The organism is Burkholderia sp. ABCPW 111, from assembly GCF_000773065.1.
GTDB lineage: Bacteria > Pseudomonadota > Gammaproteobacteria > Burkholderiales > Burkholderiaceae > Burkholderia > Burkholderia savannae.
In genome coordinates this window covers 32,916-47,499 of the sequence record NZ_JPWT01000069.1, presented here as the reverse complement: position 1 = coordinate 47,499, position 14,584 = coordinate 32,916, and the positions used below count along the sequence as shown (strand labels likewise).

At 67.4% G+C, this 14,584-nt stretch carries 10 protein-coding genes; 7 read left to right on the top strand and 3 right to left on the bottom strand.

Annotation, left to right across the window (positions count from 1 at the left end; genetic code table 11):
- Nucleotides 1-104: 104 nt before the first annotated feature.
- From X946_RS15425 to X946_RS15400, 6 genes are all read left to right on the top strand, one after another.
- Nucleotides 105-548, top strand: coding sequence for a MarR family transcriptional regulator (locus X946_RS15425; RefSeq protein ID WP_226377156.1), 444 nt, complete (start codon nt 105-107; stop codon nt 546-548).
- 334 nt (nt 549-882) lie between these two features.
- On the top strand, nt 883-2,391 hold the full coding sequence (locus X946_RS15420; RefSeq protein WP_038748913.1) for an acyl-CoA carboxylase subunit beta: 1,509 nt from the start codon (nt 883-885) through the stop codon (nt 2,389-2,391).
- A 14-nt stretch (nt 2,392-2,405) separates the two neighbouring features.
- Complete coding sequence (locus X946_RS15415) at nt 2,406-3,632, top strand: hydroxymethylglutaryl-CoA reductase (RefSeq protein ID WP_038748910.1); 1,227 nt, start codon at nt 2,406-2,408, stop codon at nt 3,630-3,632.
- On the top strand, nt 3,629-5,125 hold the full coding sequence (locus X946_RS15410; protein WP_038748907.1) for an acetyl-CoA carboxylase biotin carboxylase subunit: 1,497 nt from the start codon (nt 3,629-3,631) through the stop codon (nt 5,123-5,125). Before X946_RS15415 ends, X946_RS15410 begins: the two co-directional genes overlap by 4 nt.
- Before the next feature lie 49 nt (nt 5,126-5,174).
- Nucleotides 5,175-5,750 (top strand): acetyl-CoA carboxylase biotin carboxyl carrier protein subunit, encoded by a 576-nt coding sequence (locus X946_RS15405; RefSeq protein ID WP_235364034.1) that lies wholly within the window; start codon nt 5,175-5,177, stop codon nt 5,748-5,750.
- Between the two features lie 57 nt (nt 5,751-5,807).
- Nucleotides 5,808-7,202 carry an MmgE/PrpD family protein gene (locus X946_RS15400; RefSeq protein WP_038748902.1) on the top strand — a complete coding sequence of 465 codons (1,395 nt, stop codon included), beginning with the start codon at nt 5,808-5,810 and terminating at the stop codon, nt 7,200-7,202.
- A gap of 114 nt (nt 7,203-7,316) precedes the next feature.
- Here the strand turns inward: X946_RS15400 and X946_RS15395 are convergent, their stop codons facing one another.
- The 3 genes from X946_RS15395 to X946_RS15385 form a co-directional block, all read right to left on the bottom strand.
- Nucleotides 7,317-10,853, bottom strand: coding sequence for an indolepyruvate ferredoxin oxidoreductase family protein (locus tag X946_RS15395; protein ID WP_038748899.1), 3,537 nt, complete (start codon nt 10,851-10,853; stop codon nt 7,317-7,319).
- Nucleotides 10,854-10,989: 136 nt separating this feature from the next.
- Nucleotides 10,990-11,220: a DUF2783 domain-containing protein gene (locus tag X946_RS15390; RefSeq protein ID WP_052145100.1), complete on the bottom strand. Its 231-nt coding sequence runs from the start codon at nt 11,218-11,220 to the stop codon at nt 10,990-10,992.
- A 2-nt stretch (nt 11,221-11,222) separates the two neighbouring features.
- On the bottom strand, nt 11,223-12,899 hold the full coding sequence (locus tag X946_RS15385) for an FAD-dependent monooxygenase (protein ID WP_038748896.1): 1,677 nt from the start codon (nt 12,897-12,899) through the stop codon (nt 11,223-11,225).
- 452 nt (nt 12,900-13,351) lie between these two features.
- On the opposite strand from X946_RS15385, the gene X946_RS15375 reads away from it, so the two are divergent.
- Nucleotides 13,352-14,509 carry an MFS transporter gene (locus X946_RS15375; protein WP_235364033.1) on the top strand — a complete coding sequence of 386 codons (1,158 nt, stop codon included), beginning with the start codon at nt 13,352-13,354 and terminating at the stop codon, nt 14,507-14,509.
- Nucleotides 14,510-14,584 lie beyond the last annotated feature (75 nt).

Sequence of the window (14,584 nt, the reverse complement as noted above, 5' to 3'; positions counted from 1 at the left end):
GTCCCGCGAACGTTGGGCGGGCAGGCGCGGCGCACTGCGCGCCCCGCGATTCGCGGCGGCCCGCGTACTCCGAATACCGTTCATTTTCGAGTTGGTCACACTGAATGTCTTCCACTTTGCTCTCCCTCGCTGAAGATACGTTCTGCCTGCGCCTCCAGCGAGCGGCGCGCATGTGGCGCAAGGTCGCGGACGTCGAGCTCAGCAAGCTGAATCTGTCGGAAGCGACGTCCACGCCGCTTTGGCTCATCTACAAGCTCGGCGAAGGTTTGCGTCAACGCACGCTCGCCGAGCATCTGGGCATCGAGGGCCATTCGCTCGTTCGCCTGCTCGATCAGCTCGAGGAAGCCGGCCTCGTCGTCCGCCGCGACGACACATCGGACCGCCGCGCGAAAACGCTGTATCTGACCGACGCCGGCCGCCGTGTCGGCGAGCAGGTCGACACGATGGTCAAGCGCATCAAGGGCAAACTGCTGCACGGCGTCGGCGCCGATCAGCTCGCGCTCGTCGATTCGGTGCTGAATACGATCGCAACTTCCGCCGAAGAGTAACGTCCGCGGCGAAACGGCCGCGCGCCGCCCCCGCGCACTCACCCGATATTCCATTCTTCGCGTCCGCCGCACTGCCGTCGGCCGCACGCCTTTCTTTCCCCTCCTTCGCCGCCCGGCCGTTCTCGCGTCGGCAATCCTTCATCCCACTCGTTGACTCGCATTTTGGCGGACAAAATATGGAGTATTGCGACTAAATCGCACATGATTTATTCTCGCCGGTGAATTGTTCCCGGAGTCGGTCAGTACTCCAACTTACCCTGAGCATCGTCGTTGACTCGTTGCTGCACCGGGTGAAAGACGATTGCGCCATCGAAGCACATCTCAAGGCGATTCGATGAGTGATCTTTCCGGAGTAGAAGAACGTTCGCGCGAACGGCAACCTCAAGCTGCCGAGCCCCCCGTCCATATCCGACGGCTTCGGGAACTGCTCGATCCCGGCTCGTTCCGCGAACTCGACGCGCTCGCCGAACACGACTGCACATGGTTCGGCGCGGATCGCCGCAAGCAGCCGGGCGACGGCATCGCGACCGGGCACGGCACGATCGACCGCCGCCCCGTGCTCGTCTATGCACACGACGGCGGCTTCCTCGGCGGCAGTTCGAGCCGCATTCACGCATTGAAGATTGGCAAGGTGCTCGATCTCGCGCTGCGCATCGGCGTGCCGATCGTCGCGCTCAATCATTCGTCGGGCCTGCGCATCCACGAAGGCGTCGACGCCGACTCGCAGTTCAGCCACGTGTTCTACAAGACGGTGCGCGCGTCGGGCGTCGTGCCGCAGATCTCTCTGATACTCGGCGACTGTGTGGGCGGCGCAGCCTATACGCCAGCGCTCACCGATTTCATCGTGATGGTCGACAAGGAGTCCGCACTATTCCTGACGGGCCCCGCGGTGATTCGGCGCGCGACCGGCGAAGAAGTCACGAAGGAGGAAATCGGCGGCGGGCATCTGCATGCGGCCGAAACCGGGCTCGCGCACTTTCTGGCCGAATCGGCCGACGACGCAATCGCGATCGCGCGCGAGCTCCTGTCGTATCTGCCGCAGAACAACGCGTCGCTCGTGCCGGCGACACTCGGGCCCGCGACGCTGCCGCGCGCGCTCGACGGCATCGACGATATCGTGCCCTCGAGCAAGACCGAGCCGTTCGACGTGCGCCGCCTGATCGAGCTGGCCGCCGACGATCACGTGTTCCTCGAGGTGCATCGGCTGTATGCGCGCAACATCGTCGTCGGCTTCGCCCGCATCGGCGGGCAGAGCGTCGGCATCGTCGCGAACCAGTCCGCGTGGCTCGCCGGCTGTCTCGACATAGACGCGTCGGAAAAGGCCGCGCGGTTCGTGCGCACCTGCGACGCGTTCGGCATTCCGATCCTCACGCTCGTCGACGTGCCGGGCTATCTGCCGGGCAAACAGCAGGAACGCTCGAACGTGATCGGCGCGGGCGCGAAGCTGATGCACGCGTATTGCGAGGCGGTCGTGCCGAAGCTCGCCGTCGTGTTGCGCAAGGCGTACGGCGGCGCTTATCCGACGCTCGCGAACCGCTCCGCGACGGACGTGATCTATGCCTTTCCCGACGCGGAGATCTCGGTGATGGGGCCGGAGGCCGCGGTCGACGTCATTTTCCGCAAGGAGCTCGCGAACGCGCCGGATGCGGCCGAACATCGCGGCGCGCTGATCGACGAATACCGCAATGCGCACGCGAGCGCGCGCTATTCGGCGAGCCGCGCGTACATCGAAGGGCTCGTCGAGCCCGCGGAACTGCGCAATGCCGTGGTCTCGACGTTCACGCTGCTGCGCGAGAAGATCGCGGGCGCGCCGGGCCGACGCCATTCGAACATCCAACTCTAGACAAGAGAAAACAAATGGGCATTCCGAGAGATTCGCAAAACGACTACGCCGCCGCCCAGGTCGACGCGCGCTTGCGCTGGGTCGAAGCCGAGACGGGCAAGCGCTATCCGCATCTCGGCGGCGCGAGCGTTGCGCCCGAAGCGGTGCAGGGCACGTGCGAGAATTTCACGGGCTTCGTCGGCATTCCGCTCGGGCTCGCGGGCCCGCTGAAGATCAACGGCGCGCACGCGCGCGGCGAGTTCGTCGTGCCGCTCGCGACGACGGAAGGCGCGCTCGTCGCGTCGTTCTCGCGAGGCATGAATCTGATCTCGGACAGCGGCGGCTGCACGACGACGCTGCTCGCGAACGCGCAGCCGACCGACACCCGGCCCGCGTACCGCTTTCTCGGCGACGCGCTCACCAAAGTTTCGGCGATCGTGCTGCGCTCGGCCGACGACGCGAGCGCATTCGACGCATGGCTGCGCGAGCACGTCGCGCAAGTCGTCGACGCGGCGAACGCGACGAGCCGTCACGCGCGCCTGCTCGAAGTCACGCCGCTGTTGCAGGGCGATCTCGTCGGCCTTGCGTTCACATACGAGACCGGCAACGCGATGGGCCTGAACATGGCGACGAAGGCGAACGAGGCGGCCTGCCGCTACATCGCCGAGCATTGCCCGAAGTTCGTCGACGGCTACCTGAACACGCTCGGCGGCGACAAGCGTTTCGTCGCGGATCAGGCGAAGGGCCGCTACGTATCGGCAAGCGTGCGCATTCCGGCCGCGCTGGTCGAGGCCCGTCTGCGCACGACTCCGGCGCGGATGCGCCGTTTCCTGCAGGCGTGCAACACGCTGCTCGCGCAGCGCGGCGCAACCGCGCCGAACATTCATGTCGCGAACGCGCTGACCGCGCTTTTCATCGCGTGCGGCCAGGACCCGGCGTTCGTTACCGTTTCGTTCAAGAACGCATGCACGACCTTCGACGTTCTGGACAACGGCGATCTGCTCGCGGCCGTCACGCTGCCGAACGTGATCGTCGGCGTCGTCGGCGGTGGCACACGCCTGCCCGCGCAACAGGAATGCCTGCGCATGCTCGGCTGCGAGGACGATGCGCGCAAGCTCGCCGAGATCGCTGCCGCCGTCGCGCTCGCGGGCGAAGTGTCGGTCGCGGGCGCCGTGAGCGCCGGCGAATTCACGCGCGCGCATACGGTGCTCGGGCGAGGACTCAAGCAAGCCGAGCAAACGCCGTCGGAGCTCGCGACATGAGCGTGAAACGCGTCCTGCTTTGCTGCCGCGGCGAGATCGCGCTGCGCTTCGTGCGCACCTGCCGGCTGCTCGACATCGAAACCGTCGCGATCTACACCGACGACGACGACAACGCCGGCTTCGTGCTCGCCGCCGATTCGGCGTTCCACATCGACGCGTGGAATCCGGCGACGCTGATCGACACCGTGATCTCGATCGCGCAGGCGGTGCGCGCGGACGCGGTCGCGCCCGGCTACGGCCCGCTTGCCGAGAACGCGGCGTTCGCGGCGGCTTGCGCGGCCGAGGGGCTCGTCTTCGTCGGTCCGCATGCCGAAGCGATTCGCCGCACCGGCGACAAGATCGAGGCGCGCGCGGCCGCGCAACGCGCAGCCGTGCCCGTCGTGCCGGGCGCGACGGTCGCCAACGACGCACAAGCGGCAACGGCCGCGGCCGAAATCGGCTTTCCGATTCTGATCAAGGCGGCGCTCGGCGGCGGCGGCCGCGGCATACGCGTCGTCGAGCGCGCGGAGCAGTTCGACGACGCGCTGGCCGAGGTGCGCCGCGAGGCGAAGCTAGCATTCGGCAGCGACGACATCTATCTGGAGCGCTTCCTCGGCGAGCGAATCCGCCACATCGAAGTGCAGGTGCTCGGGGATCGTCGCGGCAATCTGCTGCATCTCGGCACGCGCGAATGCAGCGTGCAGCGGCGCCGGCAGAAGATCGTCGAGGAGGCGCCCGCGCCCGCGCTGTCCGATGCACTGCGCGAGCGGCTGCACGAGTCCGCGCTCGCAGTCGCGCGCGAAGTTGGATACGACAACGCGGGCACGGTCGAATTTCTCGTCGACGGCAACGAGCGGTTCTACTTCATCGAGATGAACGCGCGCATTCAGGTCGAACATCCGGTCAGCGAAGCCGTGACGGGCGTCGACATCGTCGAGCAGATGTTGCGCGCCGCGGCCGGCGAACCGCTCAGCCTGTCGCAAGACGACGTGCGTTTGCGCGGCTCGGCGATCGAATTCCGCATATGCGCGGAAGACGCGCACGCGGACTTCCTGCCGACGGGCGGCGGCGTCACGCACTACCGCGTACCCGAAGGGCCCGGCATCCGGATCGACTCGGGCGTGCACGCGGGCGCGCGGCAATCGACGCGTTTCGACAGCCTGTGCCTGAAGCTGATCGTCGACGCCGCAACGCGCGAGCGCGCGCTGCGCCGCGCGCGCAACGCGCTGCGCGAGCTCGTGATCGCGGGCTTCAGCACGAACGTGCCGTTCCATCTGTGGCTGGTCGATCATCCGCCGTTCAAGCTCGGGCGCTACGACCTGTCGGTCACGCGAGACTTCCCGTTCGCCCACCGCGTGCCGGACGACACCGCGCGCGTGTTGCACGCGCTCGCGGCTCTTGCGGCTCACTGCAGCGGCGCGCCGCTTCCGGCGCGCGCAGGCGAGCCGGCCGTCGATGCATCGGCACCCTCCGCGTGGGTGACGCGAAACGACCGCCGCGCCTGGGCATCGTGACGGCGTCGAATCGATCTGCAATGCCAACCATGACGAAGGAGCGCCCGGCATGAGCCTTCCCCTGCTTCACACGTCTTACACGGGCACGTTGAGCGGTGCGCCGGAAGACGAGCCGCCCGCGCGCATCGACGTCCGCACGCTCGAGGCCGGCACCTATCGCGCGACGTTCAACGACGGCGACTCGTTGCTGCTTCGCCTCGTATCTCGCGAGTCGCTGCCCGACGGCGTCGTTCGGCTCGTCGCAGACGCGAACGGCACGCGTCACGACATCCTCGTCTCGCCCGCCGCAAACGGCGGCGTCACGCTCGACTATGCCGGCATCCGTCGCACCGTCGACACGCGCGGCGCGCGGCGACGCGCAGCCGGATCGCGCGGCGGTGGCCGGTCGACGCACACGGCGATCGCCGCGCCGATGCCCGCGCGCATCGCGGAAGTCCTCGTCGTCGAATCGGATGTCGTCGAAGAAGGCGCACCCGCGGTTCGCATCGAAGCAATGAAGATGCTGATGACGCTGTCCGCGCCGCTCCGTTGCCGGATCGAAGCCGTGCACGTGGCCGTCGCGGACAACGTCGAGGCGGGCGCGCTGCTCGTCAGCTTCGCCGACGTACACGCCGATTCCGCATGAGCGCCGCACCCGGGTCATTCTCTCGAATCTGAATCTCCACACTACCGCGGAGTTGCCGTGAGCCTCGAATCCCACATCACCGAGTACTGCGACGCCCTCACCTATTCGACCGTCGATCCCGCCGCGATCGAGATTGCGAAACACTCGCTGATCGACATTCTCGGCGTGTCGATCGCCGGCTCGCGCGACGCCGAGGTCGCGCTGCTCGCCGGCATCGTCGAGCACTGGGGCGGGCTGCCCGAAGCGCGCGTGCTCGGCCGCGCGAGCCGCCTGCCCGCACCCGCCGCCGCGCTGCTGAACGGCGCGTCGGCGCGCGCGCTCGATTTCGACGACGTCGCCGATCCGCTCGGCACACACCCGAGCGTCGCGATCCTGCCGCCGCTACTGGCCATCGCCGATCTGCGCGGCGACGAAATCGACCACCAGTCGTTTCTCACCGCATACATCGCCGGGCTCGACCTGTCGATCCGGTTGTCGCGCGCGCGCCGCGAGACGCTGCTCGAAAGCGGACGCTACGACCTATGCAAGGTGATCGCCGCGACGGCCGCGGCCGGCATGCTGTACGGGCTCAAGGGCGACACGCTGCGCCATGCGATGGGCATCGCCTATACGTCCGCGCTCGGCGAAACGCAATGCATGATCGACGGCGCGCCGACGGTGTTCTATCAGCAAGGGCTCGTCGCCGCGAACGCGGTTCGCGCGGTCGTACTCGCGTCACACGGCTTCACGGGCGCGCGCGATTTTCTCACGGGCCGCTGGGGCTACTACTCGGCGTTCGAGCCGGGTTCCGCGATCGAGACGATCGACGCCGATCTCGGCAAGACCTTCGCCAACGTCGACGGCATCGCGTTCAAACCGTTTCCGACCTGCCGCCCGAACACATCCGCGGCCGCACTCACGCTCGAGCTGACGAAGGGGGAGCGCCTGAGCGCGTCGCAGATCGAGCGCGTCGACATCCGGACCAACCGGCAGATCCATGACCTCGTCAGCGCGCCCGTCGAGCGCAAGCAGGCGCCGACGAGCGTCGTCGAGGCGCGCTTCAGCATCGCGTACAACGTCGCGACGGTGCTCGCGACGGGCGATCTCTTCATCGGCGATTTCACCGAAGAAGCGATTCGCCGGCCCGACGTGATCGCCGTAAGCCGGAAGATCCATCCGGCCGCCGCCCCCGATTGCGAATGCGCCGCGCTCGGCACGCACGGCAAGATCAAGATCGCGATTCAGCGCGTCAACGGCGCTGTCCTCTCGGGTGAAGTGTCATATGCGAAAGGCAATCCGAAGAATCCGATGAAGCTCGACGAATTGGTCGCGAAGTTCGGCAAGTGCGTCGCATACTCGGGCCTTGCGCACGTGAGCGCGAACCGCCTCGCCATCGTCGACTGGATCGTCGATCGATCCGATCGGAATCCGAAATACGCGCGGCTCGCGGAGCTGCTGCACGCACCCGCGTAAGAACATCCGCTCCGCGATCGGAGCGGATGCGCGCCGCCCTGAACGACACGAGAGCCGATGCGCGGGGCCGTTCGGCCCGCGCATCGGCTCTCGCCTTTTCTCTTTTTCTCGCGCCTACTCGACCGTTTCCGCGCCGCGTTCGTCGAGCGCGGGAACGGCGACGGGCACCGCCGCCTCCGCGCGGCCGGTAAGGATTCGCTCGACTAGCCGCGCCTGCCGCTCGCGCACCTTCTCGACCGCGCGCGCCTTCACGTGCCCGTAGCCGCGAATTGCGTCCGGCGCCTTCGCCCAGGCGACGATCTCCGCCAGCGTGTCGCGCTCCAGCTTGAGCAACAGACGCTCGAGCGTCTGCTCGTATTCGCGGACGAGTCGTCGCTCGTCGCGGCGCTCCGTCGTCCATCCGAACGGATCGAACGGCGTGTGCCGCAACGCGCGGCTCGCCGCCAGCACCCGGAATACCGGAACGATCCAGCCCGAGAACGCGCGCTTGCGCGGCGGCTGCGCGCCTGGCTTCGAAAGCGCGTCGAGCGTCGGCGGCGCGAGATGGAACGTCAGCTTCGCCGGGCCTTCGAACTGCTCGCGCAGCTCATCAAGAAATGCCTTCGACGTATGCAGGCGCGCAACCTCGTACTCGTCCTTGTACGCCATCAGCTTGAACAGCGTGCGTGCGACCGCTTCGGCCAACGAATCGTCACCGAGCGGCGATGCCGCCGCGCGCACGCGCTCGGCCATTCGACGGTAGCGCGCCGCATAGCTCGCGTTCTCATATTGCGCCAGCAACGCCGCGCGAGATTCGATCAATTCGTCGACGGATTCCTTCTTGCGGCGGACGAAGTCGACCGGACGCCACGCTCCCGCTTGCGCCGCGCCCGCCGCGCCGAGATGGGAGGCGACAAACGCGGGGGCGGCCGCCCACAGCCGCCCCCACGAAAACGCGAGATACTTCGCGGTTGCGCCGCCCTGCAGATTCAATGCCTGCCGCAGCGACGCGAGCGACACCGGCACCGCGCCCCGCTGCCACGCATAGCCGAACAACAGCATGTTCGCCTGCATCGGGTCGAGCAGCTCCGCGGCGAGCGCCTTCGCGTCGATCGCGTCGTAACGCTGAGCGCCGACGATCGTTTCGATCAGCTTCCGGATGGCGTCCGACTCGATGCGCGCGTCGACGTCGCGCAGCATCGCGCCCGTCTGCGTCTGCGCGGTGCTGGCGATGACGACCGTCTTGTCGCGCGCGAGCGATGCGAGCGCATCGTCTTCGGATGCGACGAGCAGGTCGGCGGCGATGAGCGCATCTACGCCGCCGCGGTCGATCCGGTACTGATGCAGCACCTCCGCCTCGCGCGCGATCCGGATGTGGCTCAACACCGCGCCGCCCTTCTGCGCGAAGCCCGTGAAATCGAGCACGCTGACCGCGCGCCGGTCCAGATGCGCGGCGAGCCCGATCGCGCCCGCGACGGTCACGACGCCCGTTCCGCCGACGCCGACCAGCATGACTTCGTACGGATCGTCGAGCGCACGCGACACCGGCGCGGCGAGCGCCTCCGCGCGCGCGATCACGTCCGCGTGGTCCGCCTTCTCGCGCCGCCGTCCGCGCGGCTTGCCCGTGACCGTCACGAAGCTCGGACAGAAGCCTTTTATGCACGACAGATCGGTATTGCACGCGTGCGCATCGATTTTTCGTTTCGGGCCGAACGGCGTGTCGACCGGCACGACCGACAGGCAGTTTGATTTCACCTGGCAATCGCCGCAGCCTTCGCACACCGCCTCGTTGATGAAGACGCGAGTCTGCACGTCGGGCGCCGGCTCGCGCTTGCGTCTGCGCCGCGCCTCGGTCGCGCATACCTGATCGAAGATCAACACGCTCACGCCGCGCGTCTCGCGCAATTGCCGCTGCACGTCGTCGAGCTCGTCGCGATGATGCAGCTCGACGCCGTTCGGCAAGCTGCCGCTCGCACGATAGCGCGCGGGATCGTCGGCGAGCACGACGACGCGCCGCGCGCCCTCGCTCAGCACGAGCTCGGCGGCCTTGCGCACGGTCAGCTGGCCATCGACGGGCTGCCCGCCCGTCATCGCGACCGCGTCGTTGTAGAGGAGCTTGTAAGTGAGCGTCGCGCCCGCCGCGATCGCCTGGCGGATCGCGAGAAAGCCCGAGTGAAAGAACGTGCCGTCGCCGATGTTCTGGAAAATGTGCGGCGTCTCGACGAACGGCGCCTGACCGAGCCAGTCGACGCCTTCGCCCCCCATCTGCACGCTGCCCGTGGTCGCGCGCTCGGGCATCCGCGCCGCCATCGCGTGGCAGCCGATGCCGAGCCGCGCCTCGCTGCCCTCCGGTATTCGCGTCGACGTGTTGTGCGGGCAGCCCGAGCAGAGATAGGGTGTGCGTCTGAGCCAGTCGGCCGGACGCGCCGCGGGCGTCTCGCGCCAATTGGCCGGAACGTGCAGCGCGACGTCGAACGCTTTCAACTGCCGCTCCAGCAGCGACGCAATGCGCGAGGGCCGCAGTTCCTCGAGTTCCGACACGATCGGCGCGCCTTTTTCGTCGGTCTTGCCGACGATCGTCGCGCGCCGATCGTGCCGCGCGTTGTAAAGGCTGTTCTTGAGCTGCTCCTCGACGACCGGCTGCTTCTCCTCGATGACGAGAACCTTGCCCGCTCGCTGCGCCCACGTCTCCAGCAGCGGCGACAGCGGATACACGACGTTGATCTTCAGGAGTGCGACGCCCGCGCGCTCGAGCCGGTCGAGCGTCACGCCGCCCTGCCGCAGCACCTCGCACACGTCTCGATACGCCTTGCCGACCGCCGCGATCACGAGCGCCGGCCGCGCGGGCGTCGTCACCGCTTCGTCGAGCGGATTGGCGCGCATGAACGCGCGCGCGGCCTTTAGCTTGTACGGATGACGTCGCTCGATCTGCATGCCGGGCAAATCGGGCCAGCGCCAATGCAAGCCGTCCGGGCCGGAGTCGACGGTCGGCATCGTGAAGCGCGGCGGCTCGAACGTCGGCACCGAAGCCGACGCCTCGACAGTCTCGGTGATCGCCTTGAAGCCGACCCACAGCCCCGACGCGCGCGACAACGCCCAGCCCCAAAGCCCGCAGCGCTCGTAATCGGCCAGCCCGGACGGATGAATCACCGGCATGCCCCACGCGATCAGCGTGCGGTCCGATTGATGCGACATCGACGACGACACGCATCCGTGATCGTCGCCCGTCACGACGAGCACACCGCCGTGCGGTGACGAGCCGTACGCGTTGCCGTGCTTGAGCGCGTCGCCCGATCGATCGACGCCGGGCCCCTTGCCGTACCACATCCCGAATACGCCGTCGTAGCGTCTCGTCGCGTCGGATTCGACCCGTTGCGTGCCGATCAGCGCCGTCGCGGCCAGATCCTCGTTGATCGCCGGCTGGAAGCGAATGTGCGCCTGCTCGAGACGCTCGCGCGCACGCCAAAGCTCATGATCGACGCCGCCGAGCGGCGAGCCTCGATAACCGCTCACGAAACCCGCGGTATTCAGGCCCATCGCGCGATCGGCCGCCGCCTGCGCGAACAGCAGGCGCACGAGCGCCTGCTGGCCGCTCACGAAGATGCGCCCGGGAGGATCTTCGAAGCCTTGTCGGTATAGGGAATCGCTTCGATATTCAGGAGTCTTTAACATGGTTTCGTGCCCTCGTACACGGAATACCCACATTGAAGTGGTTGAAGCGGTGCGGCGGCCGCGTTGCGGTGGATCGCCGCAATAGCGGGGGCGCGCGCCGCGCGCGCGGCGGACCGGCGGCCCTCGTTGCGACGGATCAGTCGAGGCCCGCGCGCGCGATCTCGATCGCCTCGCGCAACACCTCGGGGTCTGCAATGTGATGCATCAGCACGAGAACGAGTTGCGCATGAAACAGATGCCCTTGCGCGTCGTCGAGATCGCGGCACGCATCGGCCAGCATTGAAAAACGGGCGTCCGGATCGGCGAGTTCCGGCACGCGGACGCCCGTCAGGTGCCCGGCCAGGTTTTCGGTTGCGGTTGCGCCCATGTTTACGCCTCCTCTGACGAAATCGGAACCGATACGCCGACCGTCCGTTGCAGCGCGGCGCGTAGCTCGGGCGAATCGACTCGCGCGAACGAGCCGAGCACGTGCTGATCCGGGCGCAACAACAGCACGTTGCCGCATGCGAGCCCGTAGCGGAGCGCGACGAAGCCTTCGTGATCCCACAGGACGATGCGGCCCGACGGCTCGTGTGCGTGACGTACGGGCGACACCACGACGACGTCGAGCGGATGCGCGCTCGGCGCCGCGCCGAGCGCATCGAGCGCCGCGTCGTCGGGCTCGCCGTAGACGAGCAGCGTGTAACCGGCACCGCCCAGGTGCGCGAGCAGCCAGTCCGGCTCGCCTGCACGCTTGACGGGCGCGTCGATTGCGGGCGAACCGGGTTTCAGCACGCCGGGCAGCGCCGACGCGCCGGCGAACTGCCCGACGTCCGTCAGCACCGACGGCCGCGACAGGCGGCCGGAGTTGACGAGCGCACGTCCGAACGTCGTCGTGCGTGCGAGCGCGAGCGCCGCGCGCCGCAGCGTATCGACGGCCGGGCTCTCCGGCGAGATGAAGCGCGCGCTGCGGGTGGAGTTGAGTATGTTCTCGTCGGCGGCGAACACCCGCTCTTCGTTGTACGAATCGATCAGCGAAGGAGATGCGCCGTGACGCACGATCGCCGCGAGCCGCCATCCGAGATTGTCGACGTCCTGCAATCCCCCATTGCCGCCGCGTCCGCCGAACGGACTGACCTCGTGCGCGCTGTCACCGGCGAACACGACGCGCGACTGGACGAAACGCTCCAAACGCCGGCAACGGAACGTGTAGACGCTCACCCAATCGATCCTGAATGCCGCGCGCTGGCCGAACATCGCGCGCAACCGCCGTTCGACCCGCTCGGGCTGCCGCTCGAGCGCCGGGTCGGCGTCGACGCCCAGCTGGAAATCGACGCGCCACAAGTTGTCAGGCTGCTTGTGCAGGAGTACGGATCGGTTCGGATGAAACGGCGGGTCGAACCAGAAGCGCCGCTCGGCGCGGAGCTCGGCATCGTGCATCTCGACGTCGACGATCAGAAATCGGTCCGGGAACATCTCGCCGACGAACGGCAGGTCCAGCACCTTTCGCACCGTCGAGCGCGCGCCGTCGCACGCGATCAACCAGTCGCAATCGACGCGGTACTCGCCGTCGGGCGTCTCGATCGCGACCGTCGCACCGTCGGCGCGGCTCTCCACGTCGGTGACGCGATGAAGCGCGCGCAGCTCGACGAGACCGCTCTGCGCGCAGGCTTGCGCGAGCCATTCCTCGATATACGACTGCTGGACGTTGATGAACGCGGGCCACGCGAAGCCCGGCTCCGGCTGGAAATCGAAGCTGAACACCTCCCGAGCCTGGTGGTACAGCCGGCCGACCTTCCAGTTCACGCCCCTCTCGAGCAACTGCGGGCCGAGTTGCATTCGCGCGAGGATCTCGAGGCTGCGCTGGGCGAAAACGATCGCGCGCGAACCGTCGATCGGCGCGTCACGCGCTTCCAGCACGACGCTCGCCACGCCTCGTTGAGCAAGATCGCAAGCGAGCGCGAGGCCGATCAGCCCCGCGCCGACGATCACGACGGGAACGCGCGCCGTTGCGTCGCGATCGAGCTCGACTGGGCGGCGATAGGAAAAACGGGGTGGAATATGCATCCGCAGGCACTCCCAAAATGCCGCTTTAACGAGGAAACGACTTCGTAGGTTGTTTCGATTTCGACGAGATGCAGCGCAATATTAGATCGCATATGTTCAATTCGCAACAACAACAAAATTTCCAGTCGATATGGTGAATTTCGACCAAAATCGCCGAATTTGGATGCCAAATCGGGCAGAAACTCGAATTGGAGTCGGCCCTCTTTATTGAATTATTTGGTTACTATCACGTGAGACAACACAAAAAATATCGCATAAGATTTATTTGCATGAGATCATATTTGGCGACCTAATCGACGCAAGCGGCCGCATCTGCATTCGGCGGCTCGACTTGATGTGAGTTCGCGCACGCACGCCCCTCGCGCGAGACTTGCGCACTGCCCGTCCGAGGGCGTTGCCCGTTCAACCTGGGAAGCAAGGAGCGCATCTTGACGACACCTGCCGCGTTGCCCATGGGTCAGGAGACCCTGTCTCGACGTCTCGTCCTGCTGCTGGCGGTCGGGACCGGAATCGGCGTCGCGAACGTCTACTACATTCAACCGATCCTGAGCCTCGTCCAACGTGAATTCGACGTCCCTTCGCAACTGATCGGCTGGGCGCCGACGCTCACGCAAATCGGCTACGCACTCGGCATCCTGCTGCTCGCGCCGCTTGGCGACATGCTGAACCGCCGCTCGCTGATCATGACCAAGGGGCTGCTGCTGATCGTGTCGCTCGCCGCCACGGTGCTGTCGCCGAACTACGCGACGCTTCTCGCGACGAGCGCCGCGATCGGCCTGTTCAGCAGCGTCGGACAAGATTTCATCCCGGTCGCGGCGCAGCTCGCACCGGAGGCGCATCGCGGCCGCATGGTCGGCACGGTGACGACAGGACTCCTGACGGGCGTGCTGCTGTCGCGCACGCTCGGCGGGTTCGTCGCGCAGCAGCTCGGCTGGCGGGCGATCTACGCGGTCGCGGCGGTGCTCGAAGGCCTGATCGTGCTCGCGGTGTGGCGCTTCCTGCCGCCGCTGCGCGTGAGCGTCGCCGGCCGCTACGGGAAGCTGATGGCGAGCCTCTTCGAGCTATGGCGCCGGCATGCGGCGTTGCGGCGCGCCGTCTACACGCAGAGCCTGCTCGCGATGTCGCTCGGTGCGTTCTGGTCGACGCTCGCGCTCGTCCTCGCCGCACCGCCATTTCACCAGGGCTCGGGCGTCGCGGGCGCGTACGGCGTCGCGGGGGCGGCTGGCGCGCTCGCCGCGCCGCTCTTCGGACGATTCGCCGACCGCGCGGGCCCGATCCATGCGATTCGGCTCGGCTGCCTGCTCGTCATCAGCTCGTTCGTCGGCATGTGGATTTTCTCGGGCTCGATGATCGCGCTCGCGATCGGCGCCGTGCTATTCGACCTCGGCGTGATGGCCGCGCTCGTCTCGCACCAGACGATCGTCAACACGATCGACCCCGCCGCACGCAGCCGCCTGAACGGCATCCTGATCACGGGCGCAATGTTCGGCGTCGCCGCGGGTGCGGAGGCGGGCAACGTCGCGTTGAACCACGCCGGCTGGCCCGGCATCTGCACGGTGGGCGCGCTCGTCGGCGGCCTTGCGCTGTTGCTCCGGCTCGGCAACCGATGAACGGCCGGGCGCGACATTCCTTCGTCATGCAGAAGGTCTGCCGCGCCGCCCGCGCTCTCGCGGCCCGCGAACGCC